This is a genomic window from Rahnella sp. NRRL B-41462, assembly GCF_003263525.1.
Taxonomy (GTDB): Bacteria; Pseudomonadota; Gammaproteobacteria; order Enterobacterales; family Enterobacteriaceae; genus Rahnella; species Rahnella aceris.
The window spans coordinates 1-23381 of sequence record NZ_JYDF01000051.1 but is presented as its reverse complement, the minus strand read 5'-3'; the positions used below and the strand labels follow the sequence as shown (position 1 = coordinate 23381).

The 23381-nt window shown below is 51.4% G+C and carries 20 protein-coding genes, 1 pseudogene and 1 riboswitch; of the genes and pseudogenes, 14 read left to right on the top strand and 7 right to left on the bottom strand.

What is annotated here, in order from left to right; all coding sequences use genetic code 11:
* Positions 1-35 precede the first annotated feature (35 nt).
* From secE to rpoC, 8 genes are all read left to right on the top strand, one after another.
* Complete coding sequence (gene secE, locus UC14_RS13425; protein ID WP_013577415.1) at positions 36-419, top strand: preprotein translocase subunit SecE; 384 nt, start codon at positions 36-38, stop codon at positions 417-419.
* Positions 419-964: a transcription termination/antitermination protein NusG gene (nusG, locus tag UC14_RS13420; protein ID WP_013577414.1), complete on the top strand. Its 546-nt coding sequence runs from the start codon at positions 419-421 to the stop codon at positions 962-964. The genes secE and nusG overlap by 1 nt, the downstream gene beginning before the upstream one ends.
* A gap of 178 nt (positions 965-1142) precedes the next feature.
* Positions 1143-1571, top strand: coding sequence for a 50S ribosomal protein L11 (gene rplK / locus UC14_RS13415; protein WP_013577413.1), 429 nt, complete (start codon positions 1143-1145; stop codon positions 1569-1571).
* 3 nt (positions 1572-1574) lie between these two features.
* Entirely contained in the window at positions 1575-2279 is a 705-nt protein-coding gene (gene rplA, locus UC14_RS13410; protein WP_013577412.1) for a 50S ribosomal protein L1, read from the top strand.
* Positions 2280-2616: 337 nt separating this feature from the next.
* Positions 2617-3114 carry a 50S ribosomal protein L10 gene (rplJ, locus tag UC14_RS13405; protein WP_013577411.1) on the top strand — a complete coding sequence of 166 codons (498 nt, stop codon included), beginning with the start codon at positions 2617-2619 and terminating at the stop codon, positions 3112-3114.
* A gap of 66 nt (positions 3115-3180) precedes the next feature.
* Entirely contained in the window at positions 3181-3546 is a 366-nt protein-coding gene (gene rplL, locus UC14_RS13400) for a 50S ribosomal protein L7/L12 (protein ID WP_013577410.1), read from the top strand.
* A gap of 332 nt (positions 3547-3878) precedes the next feature.
* A complete protein-coding gene (gene rpoB / locus UC14_RS13395) occupies positions 3879-7907 on the top strand; it encodes a DNA-directed RNA polymerase subunit beta (RefSeq protein WP_013577409.1) in 4029 nt (1342 codons plus the stop codon).
* Positions 7908-7998: 91 nt separating this feature from the next.
* The gene (rpoC, locus tag UC14_RS13390) at positions 7999-12219 is read left to right on the top strand and encodes a DNA-directed RNA polymerase subunit beta' (protein ID WP_013577408.1); all 4221 of its coding nucleotides are present in this window, start codon (positions 7999-8001) and stop codon (positions 12217-12219) included.
* A gap of 231 nt (positions 12220-12450) precedes the next feature.
* Here rpoC and thiH read toward each other — a convergent pair whose 3' ends face one another.
* The 7 genes and pseudogenes from thiH to rsd form a co-directional block, all read right to left on the bottom strand.
* Positions 12451-13629, bottom strand: coding sequence for a 2-iminoacetate synthase ThiH (gene thiH, locus UC14_RS13385; protein WP_013577407.1), 1179 nt, complete (start codon positions 13627-13629; stop codon positions 12451-12453).
* Entirely contained in the window at positions 13626-14405 is a 780-nt protein-coding gene (locus UC14_RS13380) for a thiazole synthase (protein WP_013577406.1), read from the bottom strand. Before UC14_RS13380 ends, thiH begins: the two co-directional genes overlap by 4 nt.
* Before the next feature lies 1 nt (position 14406).
* Positions 14407-14607, bottom strand: a complete 201-nt coding sequence (thiS, locus tag UC14_RS13375) for a sulfur carrier protein ThiS (protein WP_037035715.1) — start codon at positions 14605-14607, stop codon at positions 14407-14409.
* On the bottom strand, positions 14604-15353 hold the full coding sequence (locus UC14_RS13370; protein WP_112197870.1) for a HesA/MoeB/ThiF family protein: 750 nt from the start codon (positions 15351-15353) through the stop codon (positions 14604-14606). Before UC14_RS13370 ends, thiS begins: the two co-directional genes overlap by 4 nt.
* A complete protein-coding gene (gene thiE, locus UC14_RS13365) occupies positions 15346-15999 on the bottom strand; it encodes a thiamine phosphate synthase (RefSeq protein ID WP_013577403.1) in 654 nt (217 codons plus the stop codon). Before thiE ends, UC14_RS13370 begins: the two co-directional genes overlap by 8 nt.
* Positions 15996-17960: a phosphomethylpyrimidine synthase ThiC gene (thiC, locus tag UC14_RS13360; protein ID WP_112197869.1), complete on the bottom strand. Its 1965-nt coding sequence runs from the start codon at positions 17958-17960 to the stop codon at positions 15996-15998. The genes thiE and thiC overlap by 4 nt, the downstream gene beginning before the upstream one ends.
* Positions 17961-18082: 122 nt before the next feature.
* Positions 18083-18209: riboswitch (TPP riboswitch) on the bottom strand.
* Between the two features lie 73 nt (positions 18210-18282).
* A pseudogene (gene rsd / locus UC14_RS13355) lies at positions 18283-18797 on the bottom strand (sigma D regulator).
* A 99-nt stretch (positions 18798-18896) separates the two neighbouring features.
* Between rsd and nudC the strand changes: the two are divergent.
* The 6 genes from nudC (at position 18897) to UC14_RS13325 (ending at position 23328) form a co-directional block, all read left to right on the top strand.
* Positions 18897-19673, top strand: a complete 777-nt coding sequence (gene nudC, locus UC14_RS13350) for an NAD(+) diphosphatase (RefSeq protein WP_013577400.1) — start codon at positions 18897-18899, stop codon at positions 19671-19673.
* A 71-nt stretch (positions 19674-19744) separates the two neighbouring features.
* On the top strand, positions 19745-20809 hold the full coding sequence (gene hemE, locus UC14_RS13345; RefSeq protein ID WP_013577399.1) for a uroporphyrinogen decarboxylase: 1065 nt from the start codon (positions 19745-19747) through the stop codon (positions 20807-20809).
* Positions 20810-20818: 9 nt separating this feature from the next.
* Positions 20819-21499 carry a deoxyribonuclease V gene (gene nfi, locus UC14_RS13340; protein WP_037035724.1) on the top strand — a complete coding sequence of 227 codons (681 nt, stop codon included), beginning with the start codon at positions 20819-20821 and terminating at the stop codon, positions 21497-21499.
* A 70-nt stretch (positions 21500-21569) separates the two neighbouring features.
* Positions 21570-22160: a YjaG family protein gene (locus UC14_RS13335; protein ID WP_013577397.1), complete on the top strand. Its 591-nt coding sequence runs from the start codon at positions 21570-21572 to the stop codon at positions 22158-22160.
* A gap of 190 nt (positions 22161-22350) precedes the next feature.
* Positions 22351-22623 carry a nucleoid-associated protein HU-alpha gene (hupA, locus tag UC14_RS13330; RefSeq protein ID WP_013577396.1) on the top strand — a complete coding sequence of 91 codons (273 nt, stop codon included), beginning with the start codon at positions 22351-22353 and terminating at the stop codon, positions 22621-22623.
* Between the two features lie 18 nt (positions 22624-22641).
* Positions 22642-23328: a DUF1481 domain-containing protein gene (locus UC14_RS13325; protein WP_370447469.1), complete on the top strand. Its 687-nt coding sequence runs from the start codon at positions 22642-22644 to the stop codon at positions 23326-23328.
* Positions 23329-23381 lie beyond the last annotated feature (53 nt).

Genomic DNA, 23381 nt, shown 5'->3' with positions numbered 1-23381 from the left:
GTTGTTTGTTCTGAATCATTGTGACGGGTTGGTTTATGAGTGCGAATACCGAGGCTCAAGGGAGCGGGCGCGGCCTGGAAGCGGTAAAGTGGCTGATTGTTGCCGTTTTGTTGGTTGTAGCTATTGTCGGTAACTATTATTACCGTGCATACAGCCTGCCGTTACGCGCGTTAGCCGTAGTTGTTATTATCGCAATTGCAGGCGCAGTGGCTTTACTGACCACTAAAGGCAAGGCGACGGTCGCGTTTGCTCGTGAAGCGCGTACTGAAGTACGTAAAGTCATTTGGCCAACGCGCCAGGAAACATTGCATACCACACTGATCGTTGCTGCGGTAACTGCCGTTATGTCACTGATTCTGTGGGGGCTGGATGGTATTTTAGTCCGCCTGGTATCTTTCATTACTGGCTTGAGGTTCTAATGTCTGAAGCACCTAAAAAACGTTGGTACGTCGTTCAGGCGTTTTCTGGCTTTGAAGGCCGCGTAGCACAATCGCTGCGTGAGCACATCAAATTACATGACATGGAAGAACTGTTTGGTGAAGTCATGGTTCCAACCGAAGAAGTGGTTGAGATTCGTGGTGGCCTGCGCCGTAAAAGCGAACGTAAATTCTTCCCAGGTTATGTGCTGGTACAGATGGTGATGAATGACGCCAGCTGGCACTTAGTTCGCAGCGTTCCTCGTGTTATGGGCTTCATTGGCGGAACGTCAGATCGTCCTGCACCAATCAGCGATAAAGAAGTTGATGCGATCATGAATCGCCTGCAACAAGTGGGTGATAAACCACGTCCTAAAACGTTGTTCGAACCAGGTGAACTGGTACGTGTTAATGACGGTCCGTTTGCGGACTTCAATGGTGTGGTCGAAGAAGTTGATTACGAGAAAAGTCGCCTGAAAGTGTCTGTTTCCATTTTTGGCCGTGCAACACCGGTTGAACTGGACTTCGGTCAGGTTGAAAAAGGCTAACAACAACGTTCTAAACATTCATTAGAACAGATGTTGTACAAGGCGCGAAATTGAACTATAATTTCGCGCCTTTTGTTTTTATGTGCAGTCTCAGCACATAAATTACAAAGAACAAAGTACTGTAAATAACGGGGAGCCTCTTCAAACAGGCGATATCACCCAAACGAGGATATTTACCATGGCCAAGAAAGTACAAGCCTACGTTAAGCTGCAAGTTGCAGCTGGTATGGCAAACCCAAGTCCGCCAGTTGGTCCAGCTCTGGGTCAACAAGGCGTGAACATCATGGAATTCTGTAAGGCGTTCAATGCTAAGACTGATAGCATGGAAAAAGGCCTGCCAATTCCTGTTGTTATTACTGTTTATTCTGACCGTTCTTTCACCTTTGTTACCAAAACCCCTCCTGCAGCAGTACTGCTGAAGAAAGCGGCTGGTATCAAGTCTGGTTCCGGCAAGCCGAACAAAGACAAAGTGGGTAAAGTAACGAGTGCTCAGGTTCGTGAAATCGCAGAAACCAAAGCTGCGGACATGACTGGTTCTGACGTTGAAGCGATGACTCGCTCCATCGAAGGTACTGCTCGTTCCATGGGCCTGGTAGTGGAGGATTAATAAATGGCTAAGCTGACCAAGCGCATGCGCGTGATCCGTGACAAAGTTGATGCTACTAAACAGTATGACATCACCGAAGCCGTTGCTCTGCTCAAAGAGCTGGCCACTGCTAAATTCGTAGAAAGCGTTGACGTTGCTGTTAACCTCGGCATCGACGCTCGTAAATCAGATCAAAACGTTCGCGGCGCAACCGTACTGCCACACGGCACCGGTCGTTCTGTTCGCGTTGCCGTCTTCACCCAAGGTGCAAACGCTGAAGCTGCTAAAGCTGCAGGCGCTGAACTGGTAGGTATGGAAGATCTGGCTGACCTGATCAAAAAAGGCGAAATGAACTTCGACGTTGTTATCGCATCTCCAGATGCAATGCGCGTTGTTGGCCAATTAGGTCAGGTTCTGGGCCCACGCGGTCTGATGCCTAACCCGAAAGTTGGTACTGTAACACCTAACGTTGCTGAAGCGGTTAAGAACGCTAAAGCAGGCCAGGTTCGTTACCGTAACGACAAAAACGGCATCATCCATACCACTATCGGTAAGGTTGATTTCGAATCCGACAAGCTGAAAGAAAACCTGGAAGCTCTGTTGGTCGCTCTGAAAAAAGCGAAGCCTTCCCAGGCTAAAGGCGTTTTCATCAAGAAAGTAAGCCTGTCCACTACCATGGGTGCGGGTCTTTCTGTTGATCAAAGCGGCCTGAGCGCAACAGTTAGCTAATTAACTGCTGACGTTTATCGCTTTACGCGGGCGATAGATTTGTCTAGAATCTATGGCCCGTTGTTTCGTTAATGCGAAACCAAGATTTTTCGGTTGGAGTCTGGCCTATCCAGACCTCCGTCCAAGACCGCAGGTGCCCTGAAAGGGGCTTAATCCTTCCTGCGTAGACGGTGACAGAGCCTGAAGAAAATATTTCTTTGTCTTTTTTATAAAGAATTAAGATTTGTCTTTGCTGGATTCTCTGCTCACCGTGTTTGAACGCTTATTATCGATTCTCGATGACAAGTGATGTGAGTTCCGGGGGGGTTCCCCGGCTAAATCCAGGAGCAAAAAGCTAATGGCATTAAATCTTCAAGACAAACAAGCGATTGTTGCTGAAGTCATCGAAGTAGCCAAAGGCGCGCTGTCTGCGGTTGTTGCGGATTCTCGTGGCGTAACTGTAGATAAAATGACTGAACTGCGTAAAGCAGGTCGTGAAGCTGGCGTTTACATGCGTGTTGTTCGCAACACCTTGATGCGTCGCGTCGTGGAAGGTACTCAGTTTGAGTGCCTGAAAGACACGTTTGTCGGTCCAACCTTGATTGCATTCTCTACTGAACACCCAGGCGCTGCTGCCCGTTTGTTCAAAGATTTCGCTAAAGCGAATGCAAAATTTGAGGTTAAAGCTGCGGCCTTTGAAGGTGAGTTTATCTCTGCGGCTCAAATTGACCGCTTGGCAACTCTGCCTACTTACGAAGAAGCAATCGCACGCCTGATGGCAACCATGAAAGAAGCCTCTGCAGGCAAATTGGTTCGCACTCTGGCTGCTGTACGCGATCAGAAAGAAGCTGCTTAATCAGCCTTTTTTATCTCGTTCATTTGCTTACGTATAAACTATTTCTGAATTCTAGGAACACTTGAAATGTCAATCACTAAAGAACAAATCATTGAAGGCGTTGCAGCTCTGTCTGTAATGGAAATCGTTGAACTGATCTCCGCTATGGAAGAAAAATTCGGCGTTTCTGCTGCTGCTGCTGTTGCAGGTCCTGCTGCTGCTGCTGAAGCTGTTGAAGAAAAAACTGAGTTCGACGTTGTTCTGGCCGCTGTTGGCGCGAACAAAGTTGCAGTTATCAAAGCTGTTCGCACCGCGACTGGCCTGGGTCTGAAAGAAGCGAAAGACCTGGTTGAGTCTGCTCCAGCAGCTCTGAAAGAAGGCATCAGCAAAGACGACGCTGAAGCTCTGAAAAAATCTCTGGAAGAAGCTGGTGCTTCTGTTGAAGTTAAGTAAGTTTAACTTCCCGGAGTGCAGCCTGTCCTAACAGGCTGATGGCTGGTGACTTTTTAGTCACCAGCCTTTTTGCGCTATAGAGTGTCAGTGGTGTTTCACACTGTTTGAGCACTGAACTACTCTAATATCTCTTTCTATAGACGCCTTAATATATTGTTGCCTCTTGCTGTAGCTCATCTACAGATAACGCACAACGAAATGATTTAAGAGTGGTAGAAAACAGATATTGCGGGAAGCGTTTCTGCTTTCCGGTCGACATAAACGGTGTTGCATGAACTGTCCTTCTCAGGGCAGACAAGATTGGGTCACTGATCAGCGAGCTGAGGAACCCTATGGTTTACTCCTATACCGAGAAAAAACGCATTCGTAAGGATTTTGGTAAACGTCCACAAGTTTTGGACATTCCATATCTCCTTTCTATCCAGCTTGACTCGTTCCAGAAGTTTATCGAGCAAGATCCGGAAGGCCAGTACGGTCTGGAAGCTGCATTCCGTTCTGTATTCCCTATCAAGAGCTACAGCGGTAACTCTGAGCTGCAATACGTTAGCTACCGTCTTGGTGAGCCTGTATTCGACGTTAAAGAATGCCAGATCCGTGGTGTGACGTTCTCCGCGCCACTGCGCGTAAAACTGCGCCTGGTAATCTACGAACGTGAAGCACCAGAAGGTACGGTCAAAGACATCAAGGAACAAGAAGTCTATATGGGCGAAATTCCGCTCATGACCGAAAATGGTACCTTTGTGATTAACGGTACTGAGAGGGTTATCGTATCTCAGCTGCACCGTAGTCCGGGCGTATTCTTCGACAGCGATAAGGGTAAAACCCACTCTTCGGGTAAAGTGCTTTATAACGCGCGTATCATCCCTTACCGCGGTTCATGGTTAGATTTCGAGTTTGATCCGAAAGACAACCTGTTTGTACGTATTGACCGTCGCCGTAAATTGCCTGCGACCATCATTCTGCGTGCATTAAATTACACGACTGAACAGATCCTTGACCTGTTCTTTGACAAGGTGACTTACCAGATCCGCGACAACAAGTTGCAGATGGAACTGGTACCTGAGCGCCTGCGTGGTGAAACAGCTTCCTTTGATATCGAAGCTGACGGCAAAGTCTATGTAGAAAAAGGCCGCCGCATCACTGCCCGTCATATTCGTCAGCTTGAAAAAGACGAAATTCAGCGCATCGAAGTTCCTGTTGAATACATCGCAGGGAAAGTGGTCTCTAAAGACTACATCGACACCAATACCGGTGAGCTGATCGTCCCGGCTAACATGGAATTGTCTCTGGACCTGCTTGCTAAACTGAGCCAGTCCGGTCACAAAACCATTGAAACGCTGTTCACCAATGACCTCGATCATGGCGCGTACATGTCCGAGACCATTCGCGTCGACCCAACCAGCGATCGCCTGAGCGCACTGGTTGAGATCTACCGAATGATGCGTCCTGGTGAGCCACCAACGCGTGAAGCGGCGGAAAGCCTGTTTGAGAACCTGTTCTTCTCTGAAGATCGTTACGACCTGTCTGCTGTAGGTCGTATGAAGTTCAACCGTTCTCTGTTGCGTGATGAAATCGAAGGTTCAGGTATCCTGAGCAAAGACGACATCATTCAGGTAATGAAAAAGCTGATCGGCATTCGTAACGGCCAGGGCGAAGTGGATGATATCGACCACTTGGGCAACCGTCGTATTCGTTCCGTCGGCGAAATGGCTGAAAACCAATTCCGTGTTGGTCTGGTTCGTGTTGAGCGTGCTGTTAAAGAGCGTCTTTCTCTGGGCGACCTCGACACACTGATGCCTCAGGATATGATCAACGCTAAGCCGATTTCGGCTGCGGTGAAAGAATTCTTCGGCTCAAGCCAGTTGTCACAATTTATGGACCAGAACAACCCGTTGTCCGAGATCACGCACAAGCGTCGTATCTCTGCATTGGGCCCGGGCGGTTTGACCCGTGAACGTGCTGGCTTTGAAGTTCGAGACGTACACCCGACTCACTACGGCCGCGTATGTCCAATCGAAACGCCAGAAGGTCCAAACATCGGTCTGATCAACTCCTTGTCTGTCTATGCACAGACCAATGAGTACGGTTTCCTGGAAACCCCTTACCGTCGCGTGCGTGATGGTCTGGTGACTGATGAAATCAACTATCTGTCTGCCATTGAAGAAGGCAACTTCGTAATCGCTCAGGCGAACTCCAACCTGGACGAAGAAGGGCGCTTCATTGAAGACCTGGTCACTTGTCGTAGCAAAGGCGAATCAAGCCTCTTCAGCCGCGATCAGGTTGACTACATGGACGTTTCCACCCAACAGGTTGTATCCGTTGGTGCTTCATTGATTCCATTCCTGGAACACGATGACGCCAACCGTGCATTGATGGGTGCGAACATGCAACGTCAGGCAGTTCCGACTCTGCGCGCTGATAAGCCGCTGGTTGGTACTGGTATGGAACGTGCTGTAGCGGTTGACTCCGGTGTGACTGCCGTAGCCAAACGTGGCGGTATTGTTCAGTACGTGGATGCATCCCGTATCGTTATTCGTGTTAACGAAGAAGAGATGTACCCGGGCGAAGCAGGTATCGACATTTATAACCTGACCAAATACACCCGTTCTAACCAGAACACCTGCATCAACCAGATGCCGTGTGTGAATCTGGGCGAGCCAATCGAGCGCGGCGACGTGCTGGCAGATGGTCCGTCTACAGATCTTGGCGAACTGGCTCTGGGTCAGAACATGCGTGTCGCGTTCATGCCTTGGAACGGTTACAACTTCGAAGACTCCATCTTGGTCTCCGAACGTGTTGTGCAGGAAGACCGCTTCACGACCATCCATATCCAGGAACTGGCATGTGTGTCCCGTGACACCAAGTTAGGGCCTGAAGAGATCACCGCTGACATCCCTAACGTGGGTGAAGCTGCGCTCTCCAAACTGGATGAATCCGGTATCGTTTATATCGGTGCTGAAGTGACCGGTGGTGACATTCTGGTGGGTAAGGTAACGCCTAAAGGCGAAACCCAGCTGACGCCGGAAGAGAAACTGCTGCGTGCGATCTTCGGTGAGAAAGCGTCTGACGTTAAAGACTCTTCTCTGCGTGTACCAAACGGCGTGTCCGGTACGGTTATCGACGTGCAAGTCTTCACCCGCGATGGCGTGGAAAAAGACAAGCGTGCGTTGGAAATCGAAGAGATGCAGCTGAAGCAGGCGAAGAAAGACCTGACTGAAGAACTGCAGATCCTGGAAGCCGGTCTGTTTGCACGTATCCAGTCTGCGCTGGTTGCTGGCGGTGTTGAAGCTGACAAGCTGGGCAAATTGCCTCGCGATCGTTGGTTAGAACTGTCACTGACTGACGAAGACAAACAGAATCAGTTGGAACAGCTTGCTGAACAGTACGACGAACTGAAATCCGAGTTTGAGAAAAAACTCGAAGCTAAGCGTCGTAAAATCACTCAGGGCGATGATCTGGCACCAGGTGTGCTGAAAATCGTTAAAGTGTATTTGGCCGTTAAACGTCAAATCCAGCCTGGTGACAAAATGGCAGGCCGCCACGGTAACAAAGGTGTTATCTCCAAGATCAACCCGATCGAAGATATGCCTTACGATGAAAACGGGACTCCTGTTGATATCGTACTGAACCCGCTGGGCGTTCCATCACGTATGAACATTGGTCAGATTTTGGAAACCCACCTGGGTATGGCCGCGAAAGGTATTGGTGAAAAAATCAATGCCATGCTGAAGAAACAGGAAGAAGTTTCTAAGCTGCGCGAGTTCATCCAGCGTGCCTATGATCTGGGCGACGACGTACGTCAGAAAGTGGATCTGACCACCTTTACCGATGACGAAGTATTGCGTCTGGCTGAGAACCTGAAAAAAGGTATGCCAATCGCGACACCAGTCTTCGACGGTGCGAAAGAGACAGAGATCAAGCAACTGCTTGAAATGGGCGGAATCCCAACCTCTGGTCAGATCACACTGTTTGACGGCCGTACCGGCGAGCAATTCGAGCGTCAGGTTACCGTCGGCTACATGTACATGCTGAAACTGAACCACCTTGTTGACGATAAGATGCACGCGCGTTCTACCGGTTCTTACAGCCTTGTTACTCAGCAGCCGCTGGGTGGTAAAGCTCAGTTCGGTGGTCAGCGCTTCGGTGAGATGGAAGTGTGGGCACTGGAAGCATATGGTGCCGCATATACCCTGCAGGAAATGCTGACTGTTAAGTCCGATGACGTGAATGGCCGTACTAAGATGTATAAAAACATCGTAGATGGCGATCATCGTATGGAACCAGGCATGCCGGAATCCTTCAACGTACTGTTGAAAGAAATCCGTTCTCTGGGTATCAACATCGAGCTGGAAGACGAGTAAGTACTCGAATTCGCACTGATCACAGGGGCACCTGCCTGTTAATCAATACAGACCAGGTGCCTAACAGGTCTAACCCGACGGGAGCCAATCCGTGAAAGACTTACTAAAGTTTCTGAAAGCGCAAACTAAGACCGAAGAGTTTGATGCGATCAAAATTGCTCTGGCATCGCCAGACATGATCCGTTCTTGGTCTTTTGGTGAAGTTAAGAAGCCAGAAACCATTAACTACCGTACGTTCAAACCAGAACGTGACGGCCTTTTCTGTGCCCGTATTTTCGGACCAGTAAAAGACTACGAATGCCTGTGCGGTAAGTACAAGCGTTTAAAACATCGCGGCGTGATCTGCGAGAAGTGCGGCGTTGAAGTGACCCAGACTAAAGTACGCCGTGAGCGTATGGGCCACATCGAACTGGCTTCCCCGACTGCACACATCTGGTTCCTGAAATCGCTGCCATCGCGCATCGGTTTGCTGCTGGATATGCCACTGCGTGACATCGAACGTGTTCTGTACTTCGAATCCTATGTGGTTATCGAAGGCGGCATGACTAACCTCGAAAAACGCCAGATCCTGACTGAAGAGCAGTATCTGGATGCGTTGGAAGAGTTTGGTGATGAGTTCGACGCGAAGATGGGTGCGGAAGCAATTCAGGCTCTGTTGAAAAACATGGACCTGGAAGCAGAGTGCGAGCAACTGCGTGAAGAGTTGAACGAAACCAACTCCGAAACCAAACGTAAGAAGCTGACCAAGCGTATCAAGCTGCTGGAAGCGTTCGTTCAGTCTGGTAACAAACCAGAGTGGATGATCCTGACTGTGCTGCCGGTACTGCCGCCAGACTTGCGTCCATTGGTTCCGTTGGACGGCGGCCGTTTCGCAACGTCAGATCTGAACGATCTGTATCGTCGCGTTATCAACCGTAACAACCGTCTGAAACGCCTGCTGGATCTGGCTGCGCCAGACATCATCGTACGTAACGAAAAACGTATGCTGCAAGAAGCGGTAGATGCTTTGCTGGATAACGGCCGTCGCGGTCGTGCAATCACCGGCTCTAACAAGCGTCCGCTGAAATCTCTGGCAGACATGATTAAAGGTAAACAGGGTCGTTTCCGTCAGAACCTGCTGGGTAAACGTGTCGACTACTCGGGTCGTTCCGTTATCACCGTAGGTCCATACCTGCGTCTGCACCAGTGTGGTCTGCCGAAGAAAATGGCACTGGAACTGTTCAAACCGTTCATTTACGGCAAGCTGGAACTGCGTGGCCTGGCCACCACCATCAAAGCCGCTAAGAAAATGGTTGAGCGCGAAGAAGCTGTCGTTTGGGATATCCTGGACGAAGTTATCCGCGAACACCCGGTACTGCTGAACCGTGCACCAACCCTGCACCGTTTGGGCATCCAGGCGTTTGAACCGGTTCTGATCGAAGGTAAAGCAATCCAGCTGCACCCGCTGGTTTGTGCGGCATATAACGCCGACTTCGATGGTGACCAGATGGCTGTTCACGTACCGTTGACGCTGGAAGCCCAGCTGGAAGCGCGTGCGTTGATGATGTCTACCAACAACATCCTGTCACCTGCGAACGGCGAGCCAATCATCGTTCCTTCTCAGGACGTTGTATTGGGTCTGTACTATATGACCCGTGACTGTGTTAACGCCAAAGGCGAAGGCATGGTTCTGACTGGTCCTAAAGAAGCTGAGCGTATTTATCGCGGCGGTCTGGCCTCTCTGCATGCGCGTGTCAAAGTGCGTATCACCGAAGAGATCAAAAATACCGAAGGCGAAGTTACGCACAAGACGTCGATTATCGACACGACTGTCGGTCGCGCCATCCTGTGGATGATCGTGCCAAAAGGTCTGCCGTTCTCGATCGTCAACCAGCCTCTGGGCAAAAAAGCTATCTCCAAAATGCTGAACACCTGTTACCGCATTTTGGGCCTGAAGCCGACCGTTATTTTTGCTGACCAGATCATGTACACCGGTTTTGCTTACGCTGCCCGTTCAGGCGCGTCAGTAGGTATCGATGACATGGTAATCCCTGCGAAGAAAGCAGAGATCATCGAAGAAGCAGAAACCGAAGTTGCTGAAATCCAGGAACAGTTCCAGTCTGGTCTGGTCACTGCTGGCGAACGCTATAACAAAGTGATCGACATCTGGGCTGCGGCCAACGAACGTGTTGCTAAGGCAATGATGGAAAACTTGTCTGTTGAAGACGTCGTCAACCGTGACGGTGTTGTTGAACAGCAGGTTTCCTTCAACAGTATCTTTATGATGGCCGACTCCGGTGCGCGTGGTTCTGCTGCACAGATTCGTCAGCTGGCTGGTATGCGTGGCCTGATGGCGAAACCAGATGGTTCCATCATTGAAACGCCAATCACCGCGAACTTCCGTGAAGGTCTGAACGTACTCCAGTACTTCATCTCTACTCACGGTGCTCGTAAAGGTTTGGCGGATACCGCACTGAAAACGGCTAACTCCGGTTATCTGACCCGTCGTCTGGTTGACGTGGCACAGGATCTGGTCGTGACCGAAGACGACTGTGGTACTCACGAAGGCATCATGATGACTCCTGTCATCGAAGGTGGCGACGTTAAAGAACCACTGCGTGAACGTGTGCTGGGTCGTGTGACTGCAGAAGATATCCTCAAGCCGGGTACGGCGGATATCCTGGTTCCACGTAACACCCTGCTTCACGAGAAGACGTGTGATCTGTTAGAAGAGAACTCTGTCGACAGTGTGAAAGTACGTTCAGTCGTAAGTTGCGAAACCGACTTTGGTGTGTGTGCAAACTGCTACGGTCGCGACCTGGCACGTGGTCACATCATCAACAAAGGTGAAGCGATCGGTGTTATTGCAGCACAGTCCATCGGTGAGCCGGGTACCCAGCTGACGATGCGTACGTTCCACATCGGTGGTGCGGCATCTCGTGCGGCAGCAGAATCCAGCATTCAGGTTAAGAACACCGGTACCATTAAGCTGAGCAACCACAAGCATGTTAGCAACTCTAACGGCAAACTGGTTATCACTTCCCGTAACACTGAGCTGAAATTGATCGACGAATTCGGTCGTACCAAAGAAAGCTATAAAGTGCCTTACGGTTCCGTGATGGGCAAAGGTGATGGCGCATCTGTTAACGGCGGCGAAACCGTGGCTAACTGGGATCCGCACACCATGCCAGTTATCAGTGAAGTGAGTGGTTTCATTCGCTTTGCCGATATGGTGGATACTCAGACCATTACCCGCCAGACCGACGACCTGACCGGTTTGTCTTCTCTGGTGGTTCTGGACTCTGCAGAGCGTACCGGTAGCGGTAAAGACCTGCGTCCTGCACTGAAAATCGTTGATGCTAAAGGCGACGACGTATTGATCCCAGGTACTGATATGCCTGCTCAATACTTCCTGCCTGGTAAAGCGATTGTTCAGCTGGAAGATGGTACTCAGATCCACTCTGGTGACACCCTGGCGCGTATTCCTCAGGAATCCGGCGGTACCAAGGACATCACCGGTGGTCTGCCACGCGTTGCTGATCTGTTCGAAGCACGTCGTCCGAAAGAGCCTGCAATCCTTGCTGAAATCAGCGGGATCATCTCCTTCGGTAAAGAAACCAAAGGCAAACGTCGTCTGGTAATTTCTCCGTTGGATGGCAGCGATGCTTACGAAGAAATGATTCCTAAATGGCGTCAGCTGAACGTGTTCGAAGGCGAAGTTGTGGAACGTGGTGACGTCGTATCTGACGGCCCTGAGTCTCCGCACGACATTCTGCGTTTACGTGGTGTTCACGCGGTTACCCGCTACATCACCAACGAAGTGCAGGAAGTTTACCGTCTGCAAGGCGTTAAGATTAACGATAAACACATCGAAGTTATCGTTCGTCAGATGTTGCGTAAAGGCACCATCGTTAGCGCTGGTGGCACTGACTTCCTGGAAGGCGAGCAGGCAGAAATGTCTCGCGTTAAAATCGCTAACCGCCAGCTGGAAGCTGAAGGCAAAATCACGGCGACCTTTACCCGTGATCTGCTCGGTATCACCAAAGCCTCTTTGGCGACCGAATCCTTCATCTCTGCAGCGTCGTTCCAGGAAACCACGCGCGTTCTTACCGAAGCCGCTGTTGCGGGTAAACGTGATGAACTGCGTGGCCTGAAAGAGAACGTTATCGTTGGCCGTCTGATCCCAGCCGGTACCGGTTACGCTTATCACCAGGATCGTGCACGCCGTAAAGCACAAGGCGAAGTGCCAGTTGTACCGCAAGTCAGCGCGGATGAAGCAACGGCTAACCTGGCTGAACTGCTGAACGCAGGTTTCGGTAACAGCGACGATTAATCGTCTTCTGTCGAAACGCATAGAACCGCTCCTTCGGGAGCGGTTTTTTTTTGCCTGAAGTGTGCGAGTTGAAACGATCTGAAAAGAGGAGCCGGAACAGGGAACTGGACGATAACCTGTTCCGGCTATTTGGAAGCAGCGCCGGGATGAGTGGCGCCGGCCAGTTGCGAATATGCAGTGGCAAAAGCACATTAATGCTCCTGGCCTGCTGGTGCGAGGGGCAAAATTACTTTATGGAATCTGCATTCCTGAGAGTTTACTTGTTTGCCATCCGGCGACATTTTCCTGCGAGACGCGCCCCAAAAAACTGTCCCAGTCTTTCCAGACCGGTTGTAGCCCGGCTCGGGTCAATGCGTTCGCTACGTGCTGAGGTGAACGGTTGTCGTGCGGTGCAAATTGTTCAAGTTCAGGATGATTATCGGCATAGCCACCGGGCTGTGTTTTAGATCCTGCACTGACAGTGTTGATCGCCAGCGGAATAACGTGATCCCGGAAATAGGGAGATTCGCGTGTCGACAGTGAGAGCTCGACATCCGGCGCGAGCATTCTGAAAGCGCAAATCAGTTGTAACAGCTGATTTTCTTCCAGCAGGGAAGCCGGTTCGATGCCACCGGTACAAGGTCGCAGTCTTGGAAACGCCACCGAATAGCGACTTTGCCAGTAGGTTTGTTGCAGATACAACAAATGTTCGGCCACCATATAGCTGTCAGTCCTCCAGTTGCCAGAAAGTCCGAACAGCGCCCCCAAACCGATTTTGTCGATTCCCGCACGCCCGAGCCGGTCTGGTGTTTCCAGCCGCCAGAAGAAATCCTGTTTCTGTCCGCGAAGATGATGCAAAGCATAGGTAGGCGCGTGATAGGTTTCCTGATAAACCAGCACGCCATCCAGCCCCAGCGTTTTCAGCTCAGCATATTCTTCCTGTTGCAGCGGCTGAACCTCAATCATCAGTGAATCGAAATGGCTTCTGATCGCGGGGAAATGACGGCGGAAATAGTCCATGCCGACCTTTCCCTTATGTTCGCCGGTGACCAGCAACAGATGTTTGAAACCCAGCGCATTCAGCGCTTCGCATTCCCGCCTGATTTCATCTTCGTCCAGCGTTTTACGTTTGATTTTATTGCTCATCGAAAAGCCGCAATACGTACATTCGTTGGCGCAAAGATTGGATAAATACAATGGCGCGAAGAAATTCACCGTATTGCCGAATCGCTGGCGCGTGAGTTGTTGCGCGCGTTGCGCCATCGGTTCCAGGTAAGGCAGCGCGGCGGGAGAAATCAATGCCATGAAATCTTCACGACTGATTTTGTTGCGGCTGAGCGCCTGTTCGACATCACGGGATGTTTTGCTATTGATACGCAGTGAAATATCATCCCAGTCCAGCGTTGACCACACATCTGTGAAGTTATTCATGACAACACCTGCGAGGTATTGAGGAAACCGGTCAGCGGGCTGGATGCGCTGGCGTGTCGTTGTCTGCCGCCTAATCCGCTTTGACGGGCGATAATCCCGGCCTGAACGGCCAGTCTGAATGCCGTTGCCATAGCAACCGGATCACCTGCGACAGCAATCGCCGTATTGACCAGCACGGCATCGGCCCCCATTTCCAGCGCTTCAGCAGCCTGGCTTGGTGCACCAATGCCAGCATCAACAACGACCGGAATGCGAGCCTGCTCGATGATGATTTGCAGAAAATCACGGGTTTGCAGCCCCTGATTGGAACCGATCGGCGCACCCAGCGGCATGACGGCGGCGCAGCCCGCTTCTTCCAGACGTTTACACAGCACCGGATCTGCGCTGCAATACGGCAAAACAACAAATCCCTGTTTCACCAGAATCTCTGCGGCTTTCAATGTTTCAACGGCATCGGGCAGCAGATATTTTACGTCGGGATGAATTTCAAGTTTCACCCAGTTTGTGCCCAGTGCTTCTCTTGCCAGTTGTGCGGCAAATACTGCCTCTTCAGCTGTTTTAGCGCCCGATGTATTGGGCAGCAAACGGATGCCGAGCTGTTGCAGAGGAGACAGAATATCATCACCTCCGCGACGCAGATCGATGCGTTTCATCGCCATAGTCACCAGCTGAGAGCCAGATGCTTCAAGCGCCTGTTGCATCAACGCCGGACTGGCGAATTTTCCTGTTCCGGTAAAAAGGTGCGACGTGAATGTGGTATCAGCAATTTTTAACATGTCAGCCTCCGGCTATCGCCTGAAAGAGCAAGATCTCATCACCGTCTTCCAGTAAATGAGCTGGCCAGTTATCACGGGGGATAATGACCTGGTTAACCGCCAGTGCGCTGCCTGCAGGGTTTAACGCCAGCAAATTGAGCAGGTTTAGTAACGTGAGCGGTTGACTGAATTGGTGTGGTTCATCATTGACCAGAATGTTCACACGTGGCCTCCGCAGATGGCACAGGCAGATGAACGCGTGAGTTGCAGTGAACGCCAGTTTTGCGTTTTTCCATCGAACAGACGTAATTTGCCGCTCAGTACAGAAGGCAGACCAGCCAGAATCTTCAGCGCTTCCAGTGCCTGCAATGTACCAATGGTACCGACCACCGGGCCGAGCACGCCGGATGTACGGCAGTTGCGCTGTACGGTTTCCTGATCCGGATATAAACAGGCGTAACAACCGTGAGCGTAAGGGGCTTCAATAACCAGAAGTTGTCCGCTGAATCCGACGGCGCTGCCGCTGATCAAGGTTTTACCGGCATCCACACAAACTTTATTAACTGCATGCCGGGTTTCCATGTTATCGCTGCAATCCAGAACGATATCGGCGTCCGATACGGCACGGGTCAATGCTTCTCCCGACAGACGTTCCGTGATGGCCACCGCTTCGCAAAGCGGATTCAGGCGCAGCAGTTCACGCTTTGCCAGAACGGCTTTGGGCTGATCGAGATCTGCCGTACGGTAGAGGATTTGCCGCTGAAGATTGGTGATATGCAATTGATCGTCATCGGCCAGAATCAGCTTACCTACGCCTGCTGCTGCCAGGTACAAGGCTGCGGGAGAGCCGAGGCCACCAAGGCCGACAATCAGTACTTTCGCCGCCTGTAATTTTTCCTGTGCCAGCGGACCGAATTCCTCCAGCATCAACTGGCGGCTGTAGCGCATAAAAGCCGCATCGTTAAGCATCTTGCGGCACCTTGCTGGCGCATAAGGCCAGCAGTTGTGCCGTCGCTGCACGCCAGTCCGCCGCCTGAGTAATGGCACTGACGACGGCTATACTGCCGACGCCGCAGTCGAGAACCGACGCCGCGCGGTCGATGCTGATCCCACCAATGGCCACCGTCGGAAAGCTGCCATCGAGCTTCTTAACATGTCGGGTGAGTTCTGCCAGCCCTTGCGGCGCCGAAGGCATATCTTTGGTCTGCGTCGGGAAGATATGGCCGAGGGCGATGTACGAAGGATTCACCGCGACAGCGCGTGCCATTTCAGCATCGTCATGCGTGGAAACGCCCAGCCGTAAGCCGGCCTGACGGATAGCCTCAAGATCGGCAGTATCCAGATCTTCCTGACCCAAATGCACCCCATACGCCTGATGCTTGACCGCCAGACGCCAGTAATCGTTGATGAATAACCGGGCCTGATATTTTTTACCGAGCGCGATGGCATCAATAATTGCTGGCTCGGCTTGCTCATCAGGCAAATCTTTCACACGCAGTTGCAGTGTTTTAACGCCCGCGTCCAGCAGACGGGCAATCCATTCCACGGTATCAACGACCGGATATAAACCGAGGTGGAATGGAACGGCAGGAAAGGATTGAGAGGACGGATTCATTTGCTGCTCTCCGAACTGAGGTTATCGGCCGGGTGATAAAGCTCACCGCCGCGCGAACGGAATTCGGCAGACATCTGCGCCATACCGGATTCAACGAGTTCTATTGGCTGGGCTTTGGCTTCAAGCGCAGCGGCGTAATCGCGAACTTCCTGAGTGATTTTCATCGAGCAGAATTTCGGGCCACACATCGAGCAGAAGTGTGCAACTTTGCCGGATTCCTGCGGCAGCGTTTCATCGTGGTAGGCGCGTGCCGTTGCCGGATCGAGAGCCAGATTAAACTGATCTTCCCAGCGGAATTCGAAACGCGCTTTTGACATGGCGTTATCGCGGATTTGGGCACCGGGATGGCCTTTGGCTAAATCGGCAGCATGTGCTGCGATTTTGTAGGTAATCAAACCCTGCTTAACGTCTTCTTTGTTCGGCAGGCCCAGATGCTCTTTCGGCGTGACATAACAGAGCATGGCGCAGCCAAACCAGCCAATCATCGCGGCGCCAATACCGGACGTAAAGTGATCGTAACCCGGCGCGATATCGGTAGTCAGCGGACCAAGGGTATAGAACGGGGCTTCGTGACAATGCTCGAGTTCTTCGGTCATGTTGCGGCGGATCATCTGCATCGGCACATGTCCCGGACCTTCGATCATCACCTGAACATCGTATTCCCAGGCAATTTTGGTCAGTTCGCCCAGCGTGCGTAATTCGGCGAATTGCGCTTCGTCATTGGCATCCTGAATCGAACCCGGACGCAGGCCGTCGCCCAATGAAAGCGAGACATCATAGGCGGCGCAGATTTCACAGATCTCGCGGAAATGCTCAAACAGGAAGCTTTCGCGATGATGTGACAGACACCATTTCGCCATGATCGAACCGCCGCGCGACACGATCCCGGTCAGGCGTTTGGCGGTCATCGGCACATAACGCAGCAACACACCGGAGTGAATGGTGAAGTAATCGACGCCTTGCTCGGCCTGTTCAAGCAATGTATCGCGGAATATTTCCCAGTTCAGATCTTCGGCCACACCGTTCACTTTTTCCAGGGCCTGATAAATCGGCACGGTGCCGATCGGTACCGGACTGTTACGCAGGATCCATTCACGGGTTTCATGTATATAACGTCCGGTGGAGAGATCCATTACGGTGTCCGCGCCCCAGCGTGTCGACCACACCAGTTTCTCCACTTCTTCTTCGATGGAAGATGTCACCGCCGAGTTGCCGATATTAGCGTTCACTTTCACCAGGAAATTACGCCCGATGATCATCGGCTCTGATTCAGGGTGGTTAATGTTGGCGGGAATAATCGCGCGCCCGGCTGCCACTTCCTGTCGCACAAACTCTGCAGTGATACTGGCGGGCAGATGCGCGCCAAAGCTTTCGCCGGGATGTTGCTGGCGCAGAACCTCGCCGCGGATCCGTTCACGCCCCATATTTTCGCGAATGGCGATAAATTCCATCTCAGGTGTGATGATGCCTTTGCGGGCGTAATGCAGTTGCGTGACATTTTTACCCGCAATGGCTTTGCGAGGGCGCGGCAGGTGTTCGAAGCGGAGGTGGTCCAGCCCGTCATCCGCCAGCCGCTGCTGAGTAAAACCGGAACTGACCTGTGAAAGTTCCTGCGTGTCCGCACGCTCGTTTATCCAGCGGGCGCGTAATTTTCCCAGACCGGTATGCACGTCGATAACTGCAGCCGGATCACCGTAAGGTCCGGCGGTGTCGTAAACAGGAATTGCTTCGTTTTCTTCGAACTGCGGATTGTCTTTGCCGCCGCCGACCAGCGTCGGGCTGAGCTGGATTTCACGCATCGGCACGCGGATATCTTCGCGGTCAGCTTCAAGATAAATACGCCGGGAGTTGGGGAAAGCTTCGCCCTGCAAGCTGTCGATAAACGATTGTGCCTGCGCGCGTTGTTCACGGCGATTTGACGGTTTCTTTTCAGAAATAACGGGTTTTTGGGTACTCGACATAGCAAATTCCTCGCAAAAAAACGTGATGGAAAATTGCTTGTCAGGAGGTTTACGGCAGGAGTAAAAATGGGCGGTGCAGCACGGGCGGCCTTATGCAGGCAGATGCCTGATTGCGCTGAACGCATAACATTACTCTTGTTCCCTTCGCGGGTACTAACCCGATCAGGTTCCGCGGATCCCGAATTAACGGTCTCAGCCTGGCGTAATTCTCAACAGAAAATTATGCGCTAGGCACTCCGACAAGAAGCCTCAATATAGGAGGCGTTTTTTTAAACTACAAGTAAAACCATAACCCTGAGCAGGGTTTTATTGTGGCAACGTGTTAAGCCGGTCTGGCGAGATCAGGTTCATTTTCCGAAGGTGGCACACTCTCCGGGGCTGGCTCAAAAGCCATGATAATTAATTGATCTTCCAGTTGAAAACGGGCATCTAATGCCTCACCGATATCCGATAATGCATAGTGAAACGCGAAAGCATTATCATCGTCAATATCAGTTTCTGTGTAACTGTCATGGAAAGCCATGATAGCTTCAGTATTCAGCTCCAGAGCAGGGTAGATTTTTGCCGCCTGTACTTTTTTCGGGCTGCCTGCGCCATCGACTTCTTCAATGATGCGTGGATAGAGATGAAAATGCCCGGCAGAAAGATAGTCGACCAGATGATGGCAAAAACTGTCCAGCGCCTTTTCATTCAAAGGTGTATGTTTTTCTTTATTGGGTTTCAGACCGACGAAAGTGCAGTACGAAACCAGCAGTTCTTTGCGTGCGTGCAGCCATTGATCCACTAACTCATTACTGCCACCAACGCGTTGGTCAGTCTTTCCAGACGATTTAGCATGGTTGACTCCGTGAGCGACAAAAAAAGTAACCAAAAGTTACTAATATGTAAATATCTTACTCAGATTGTCAGTCCCGACGAGGTTATGCAACAACAATTATGGAATTACAGATTACTGAGCAACACAACGGTTGGTGGATCATCAGCCAGGAAGGCAAGCTATGGCTGCCTGAGGGTGAACTGCCGTTTGGCAGCGCCGCACAATTTTCTCTGACCGGTAAAACAGCGCGGCAGATCGGCGAATGGCAGGGCGAACCTGTCTGGCTGGTTCGTCAGACGATGCCAAACCATATGGTTTCCGCCCGTCAGTTGCTGGATCAGGATCGCGGATTATTCCAGTTGGTCGGGCGTGGTGTGCAGTTGTCAGAATTTTACCGTTCTCACAAGTTTTGTGGTTACTGCGGACATGAAATGCACGTCAGCAAAACCGAGTGGGCTGCACTCTGCGGGCACTGTCGCGAACGCTATTATCCGCAGATTGCGCCCTGCATCATTGTGGCTATCCGTAAGGGAGATGAGATTTTGCTTGCGCAGCATGTCCGCCATCGTAATGGTATTCACACGGTTCTGGCGGGTTTCGTGGAAGTCGGAGAAACGCTGGAAGAAACTGTGGCACGTGAAGTGATGGAAGAAAGTAACATCCGGGTGAAAAATGTCCGTTACATCAGTTCCCAGCCCTGGCCGTTCCCCAATTCGCTGATGATGGCATTTATGGCGGATTACGACAGTGGCGACATACAACATGACCCGAAAGAGTTGCTTAACGCGAATTGGTATCGCTTTGATGCATTGCCGCAGTTGCCACCGCCCGGGACGATTGCGCGCCGCCTGATTGAAGACACCGTTGCCCTTTGTCGTGCCGAACACGAAGAGTAGAGGCGATTTTACGTGATAGAATGCTGTCAGATGATTGTCGGGCGGCCCGAATACTGAAGGAAAGAGCAAGAATGAATGAGTTGAAAAACGACCGTTACCTGCGTGCTTTGTTACGTCAGCCAGTGGACATTACACCGGTCTGGATGATGCGTCAGGCTGGTCGTTATTTGCCGGAGTACAAAGCAACCCGCGCTGAAGCCGGTGATTTTATGTCGCTGTGCAAGAATGCCGAGCTGGCCTGTGAAGTGACTTTGCAGCCGCTTCGTCGCTATCCGCTGGATGCGGCGATCCTGTTCTCCGACATCCTGACCATTCCTGATGCGATGGGGCTGGGGCTCTATTTTGAAGCCGGTGAAGGCCCGCGTTTTTCTTCACCACTGACGAATCGTGCCGATGTCGAAAAACTGCCGGTTCCGGATCCTGAAATGGAACTCGGGTATGTCATGAATGCCGTGCGTACCATCCGTAAAAACCTGCAAGGTGAAGTACCGCTTATCGGTTTCTCCGGCAGCCCGTGGACGCTGGCGACGTATATGGTAGAAGGGGGCAGCAGTAAAGCCTTCACCAAAATCAAAAAGATGATGTACGCCGATCCGGCGACTATGCATCTGTTACTCGATAAAGTGGCAGACAGCGTCATTCTTTACCTTAATGCACAGATCAAAGCTGGCGCCCAGTCTGTGATGATTTTTGACACCTGGGGCGGCGTGTTGACTCCTCGCGATTACCGCGAATTCTCCCTGAACTATATGCACAAAATTGTTGATGGTCTGATCCGTGAAAACGAAGGACGTCGTGTGCCGGTGACTCTGTTTACCAAAGGCGGTGGTCAGTGGCTGGAAGCGATGGCCGCAACGGGGTGCGATGCGCTGGGTCTGGACTGGACCACCGATATTGCCGATGCACGCCGTCGTGTGGGTGACAAAGTCGCGATTCAGGGCAACATGGATCCTTCAATGTTGTATGCCTCGCCAGTGCGTATAGAACAGGAAGTGGAGACCATTCTGGCCGGTTTCGGCAAAGGCAATGGTCATGTGTTCAATCTGGGCCACGGCATTCATCAGGATGTCCCGCCGGAAAATGCGGGTGCCTTTGTGGAAGCGGTGCATAGCCTGTCCCGGCAATATCACGAGTGAAATCCCGGTATGATCGATACCCGTGCTTTACGTGAAGAACAAAGGATCCTCGCTGATCAGATCGAACTGCAGGATCCGCCAGGATTTACCACTCCCGCGTTGATCGCGGGAGTGGATGTCGGTTTCGAACAGGGCGGTGAGGTGACACGTGCGGCGGTGGCTGTTTTGCGCTACCCAACGCTGGAACTGGTGGAATATCAGATTGCCCGCATTCCCACTGTTATGCCATACATTCCCGGTTTCCTTTCCTTCCGCGAACTTCCCGCACTGCTGCAAGCCTGGCAGCAACTCTCATTGCAGCCTGATTTGGTTTTTGTCGACGGGCAAGGGATCGCGCATCCGCGCCGTCTCGGCGTTGCCAGTCACTTTGGTCTGATGATCGACGTGCCGACGATTGGTGTGGCGAAAAGTCGTCTATGCGGTCAGTTCCTGCCATTAGGCGATGAACTACACAGCCGCCAGGCGTTGTACGAAGGGGATGAACAGATTGGCTGGGTGTGGCGCAGCAAGCTACGCTGTAATCCATTATTCATCTCACCCGGTAATCGTATCAGCATGGATTCATCGTTTTATTGGGTCGAACAGTGCATAAGGCAATATCGTCTGCCGGAGCCTACCCGTTGGGCGGATGCTGTGGCATCAAACCGGGCGGCGTTTCAACGCTGGCAACGGTTGAGTGATGATCTTTAGGAATCAAGGAATAGGGATATTGATTTATTTCAGGTAAACTCCCGCGCAGAAAAGTTAACGAGATCAACTCATGTTACGTAATCCAATTCATTTACGTCTCGAAAAGCTGGAAAGCTGGCAACACGTGACGTTTATGGCGAGCTTGTGTGAACGCATGTATCCGAACTATCAGGCATTTTGCCTGGAAACCGGGTTTGGCGAACCACAGCTTTACCGCCGCATCCTGGATTTAATTTGGGAAACGCTGGTGGTAAAAGACGCCAAGGTCAATTTTGACTCACAGCTCGAAAAACTGGAGGAAGCGGTGCCTTCTTCTGATGATTACGACATCTATGGGGTTTATCCGGCCATTGATGCGTGTATTGCATTAGGCGAACTGATTCATTCGCGTCTGAGTGGCGAAACGCTGTCTCACGCGGTTGCCGTCAGTGAGACGTCAATTCGTACTGTCGCGATGCTGGAAATGACTCAGGCCGGGAAAGAAATGACCGATGAAGAACTCAAAGTCATTCCTGCCGTTGAAGAAGAATGGGACATCCAATGGGAGATTTTTCGCCTGTTGGCTGACTGTGAGGAGCGTGACCTGGAATTAATAAAAGGGTTACGTTCTGACCTGCGTGAAGCTGCTGTCAGTAACATTGGCATAAATTTAGCGCAATAAGGCAAGAAAACGTGATTTAACGCCTGATTTGTCGTGCCTTAAGGCTTCACATCCGCACCCTGTCTGGTCTACATTTGGGGGGCGTAAAAAAAGTGGCTATCGGTGCGTGTATGCAGGAGGGTGCTGTCAATCGGCATATCCGTCGCACTTGATGCTTTGCAAACGATAAACACACTGTAAAGGATAACTTATGAACAAGACTCAACTGATTGATGTAATTGCGGACAAAGCTGATCTTTCCAAAGCACAGGCCAAAGTTGCTCTTGAATCTACCCTGTCTGCTATTACCGAGTCTCTGAAAGAAGGTGATGCTGTACAATTAGTTGGTTTCGGGACTTTCAAGGTAAATCATCGTAACGAGCGTACTGGTCGTAACCCACAGACTGGTAAAGAAATCAAAATCGCAGCTGCAAACGTGCCTGCGTTCGTTTCTGGTAAAGCTCTGAAAGACGCTGTTAAGTAATTGCTTGCAGTGAAAAGAATAAGCGGGGGGGCCTTTAAGGCCCTTCAGTTTATCACCCCCGGACTGGTAGCAGGTTTACTGGTGCTCGGTCTGGTGGGTTGCAGTTCTAAAAAAGGCCCTGAGTTATTCTTTGCCAGCGGCTATGTCGCTGATCAAGGTATCAACCGGCTCTGGCGCGAAGACAGCGCACAGCACGAGCCTCAAACCATTCTCAACGTCTATAGCCCCTATTACGGCGGCGATACAATTATTACCCGATACGAATTCCAGCAGGGGCAATTGCACCTGATTAAAGAAACCCATGCGACTAAAACTGATTTGGGTGTCATGCTGCGTTTTGACGAGGGTGGCAACGTTAGCTTTATGCAGCGACAACTCCCTGAGCGCCGCGAGAAGTTATCGTCAGACGAAATCGAACGCTATAAATATGAAGCGTCAAAAATCCTCGATCTGAGCAATGCGCTGCGGGCAGGGAATGTCAGGCTGGTCCAGGCACGCTGGCGCAAAGGGTTAATAACGACCTGCGCAGGTGAGCAGGTGACGCCGGCACTGACTGTCCGTTCACAGGTCTGGCTGGCGAAACGGGCCAGCCGAAGTAATGATAATCTGGGCTTAGCCTGGCTGACGGCTCCGCAAGGCAACGAACTGTTGCTGGTCGCCAATGAAGATTTCTGTAAATGGGAACCAAAAGAGTCTGATCTCTGATCCCGTTTTCACTATTGAAAAGGCACGCCGAAGCGTAATGCCGGTCACTTAAG

Bases quoted from the DNA above. Each gene is read 5' to 3' on its own strand.
- secE (WP_013577415.1), top strand. From the start codon at position 36: ATGAGTGCGAATACCGAGGCTCAAGGGAGCGGGCGCGGCCTGGAAGCG.
- nusG (WP_013577414.1), top strand. From the start codon at position 419: ATGTCTGAAGCACCTAAAAAACGTTGGTACGTCGTTCAGGCGTTTTCT.
- rplK (WP_013577413.1), top strand. From the start codon at position 1,143: ATGGCCAAGAAAGTACAAGCCTACGTTAAGCTGCAAGTTGCAGCTGGT.
- rplA (WP_013577412.1), top strand. From the start codon at position 1,575: ATGGCTAAGCTGACCAAGCGCATGCGCGTGATCCGTGACAAAGTTGAT.
- rplJ (WP_013577411.1), top strand. From the start codon at position 2,617: ATGGCATTAAATCTTCAAGACAAACAAGCGATTGTTGCTGAAGTCATC.
- rplL (WP_013577410.1), top strand. From the start codon at position 3,181: ATGTCAATCACTAAAGAACAAATCATTGAAGGCGTTGCAGCTCTGTCT.
- rpoB (WP_013577409.1), top strand. From the start codon at position 3,879: ATGGTTTACTCCTATACCGAGAAAAAACGCATTCGTAAGGATTTTGGT.
- thiH (WP_013577407.1), bottom strand. From the start codon at position 13,629: ATGAATAACTTCACAGATGTGTGGTCAACGCTGGACTGGGATGATATT.
- UC14_RS13380 (WP_013577406.1), bottom strand. From the start codon at position 14,405: ATGTTAAAAATTGCTGATACCACATTCACGTCGCACCTTTTTACCGGA.
- UC14_RS13370 (WP_112197870.1), bottom strand. From the start codon at position 15,353: ATGCTTAACGATGCGGCTTTTATGCGCTACAGCCGCCAGTTGATGCTG.
- thiE (WP_013577403.1), bottom strand. From the start codon at position 15,999: ATGAATCCGTCCTCTCAATCCTTTCCTGCCGTTCCATTCCACCTCGGT.
- thiC (WP_112197869.1), bottom strand. From the start codon at position 17,960: ATGTCGAGTACCCAAAAACCCGTTATTTCTGAAAAGAAACCGTCAAAT.
- nudC (WP_013577400.1), top strand. From the start codon at position 18,897: ATGGAATTACAGATTACTGAGCAACACAACGGTTGGTGGATCATCAGC.
- hemE (WP_013577399.1), top strand. From the start codon at position 19,745: ATGAATGAGTTGAAAAACGACCGTTACCTGCGTGCTTTGTTACGTCAG.
- nfi (WP_037035724.1), top strand. From the start codon at position 20,819: ATGATCGATACCCGTGCTTTACGTGAAGAACAAAGGATCCTCGCTGAT.
- UC14_RS13335 (WP_013577397.1), top strand. From the start codon at position 21,570: ATGTTACGTAATCCAATTCATTTACGTCTCGAAAAGCTGGAAAGCTGG.
- hupA (WP_013577396.1), top strand. From the start codon at position 22,351: ATGAACAAGACTCAACTGATTGATGTAATTGCGGACAAAGCTGATCTT.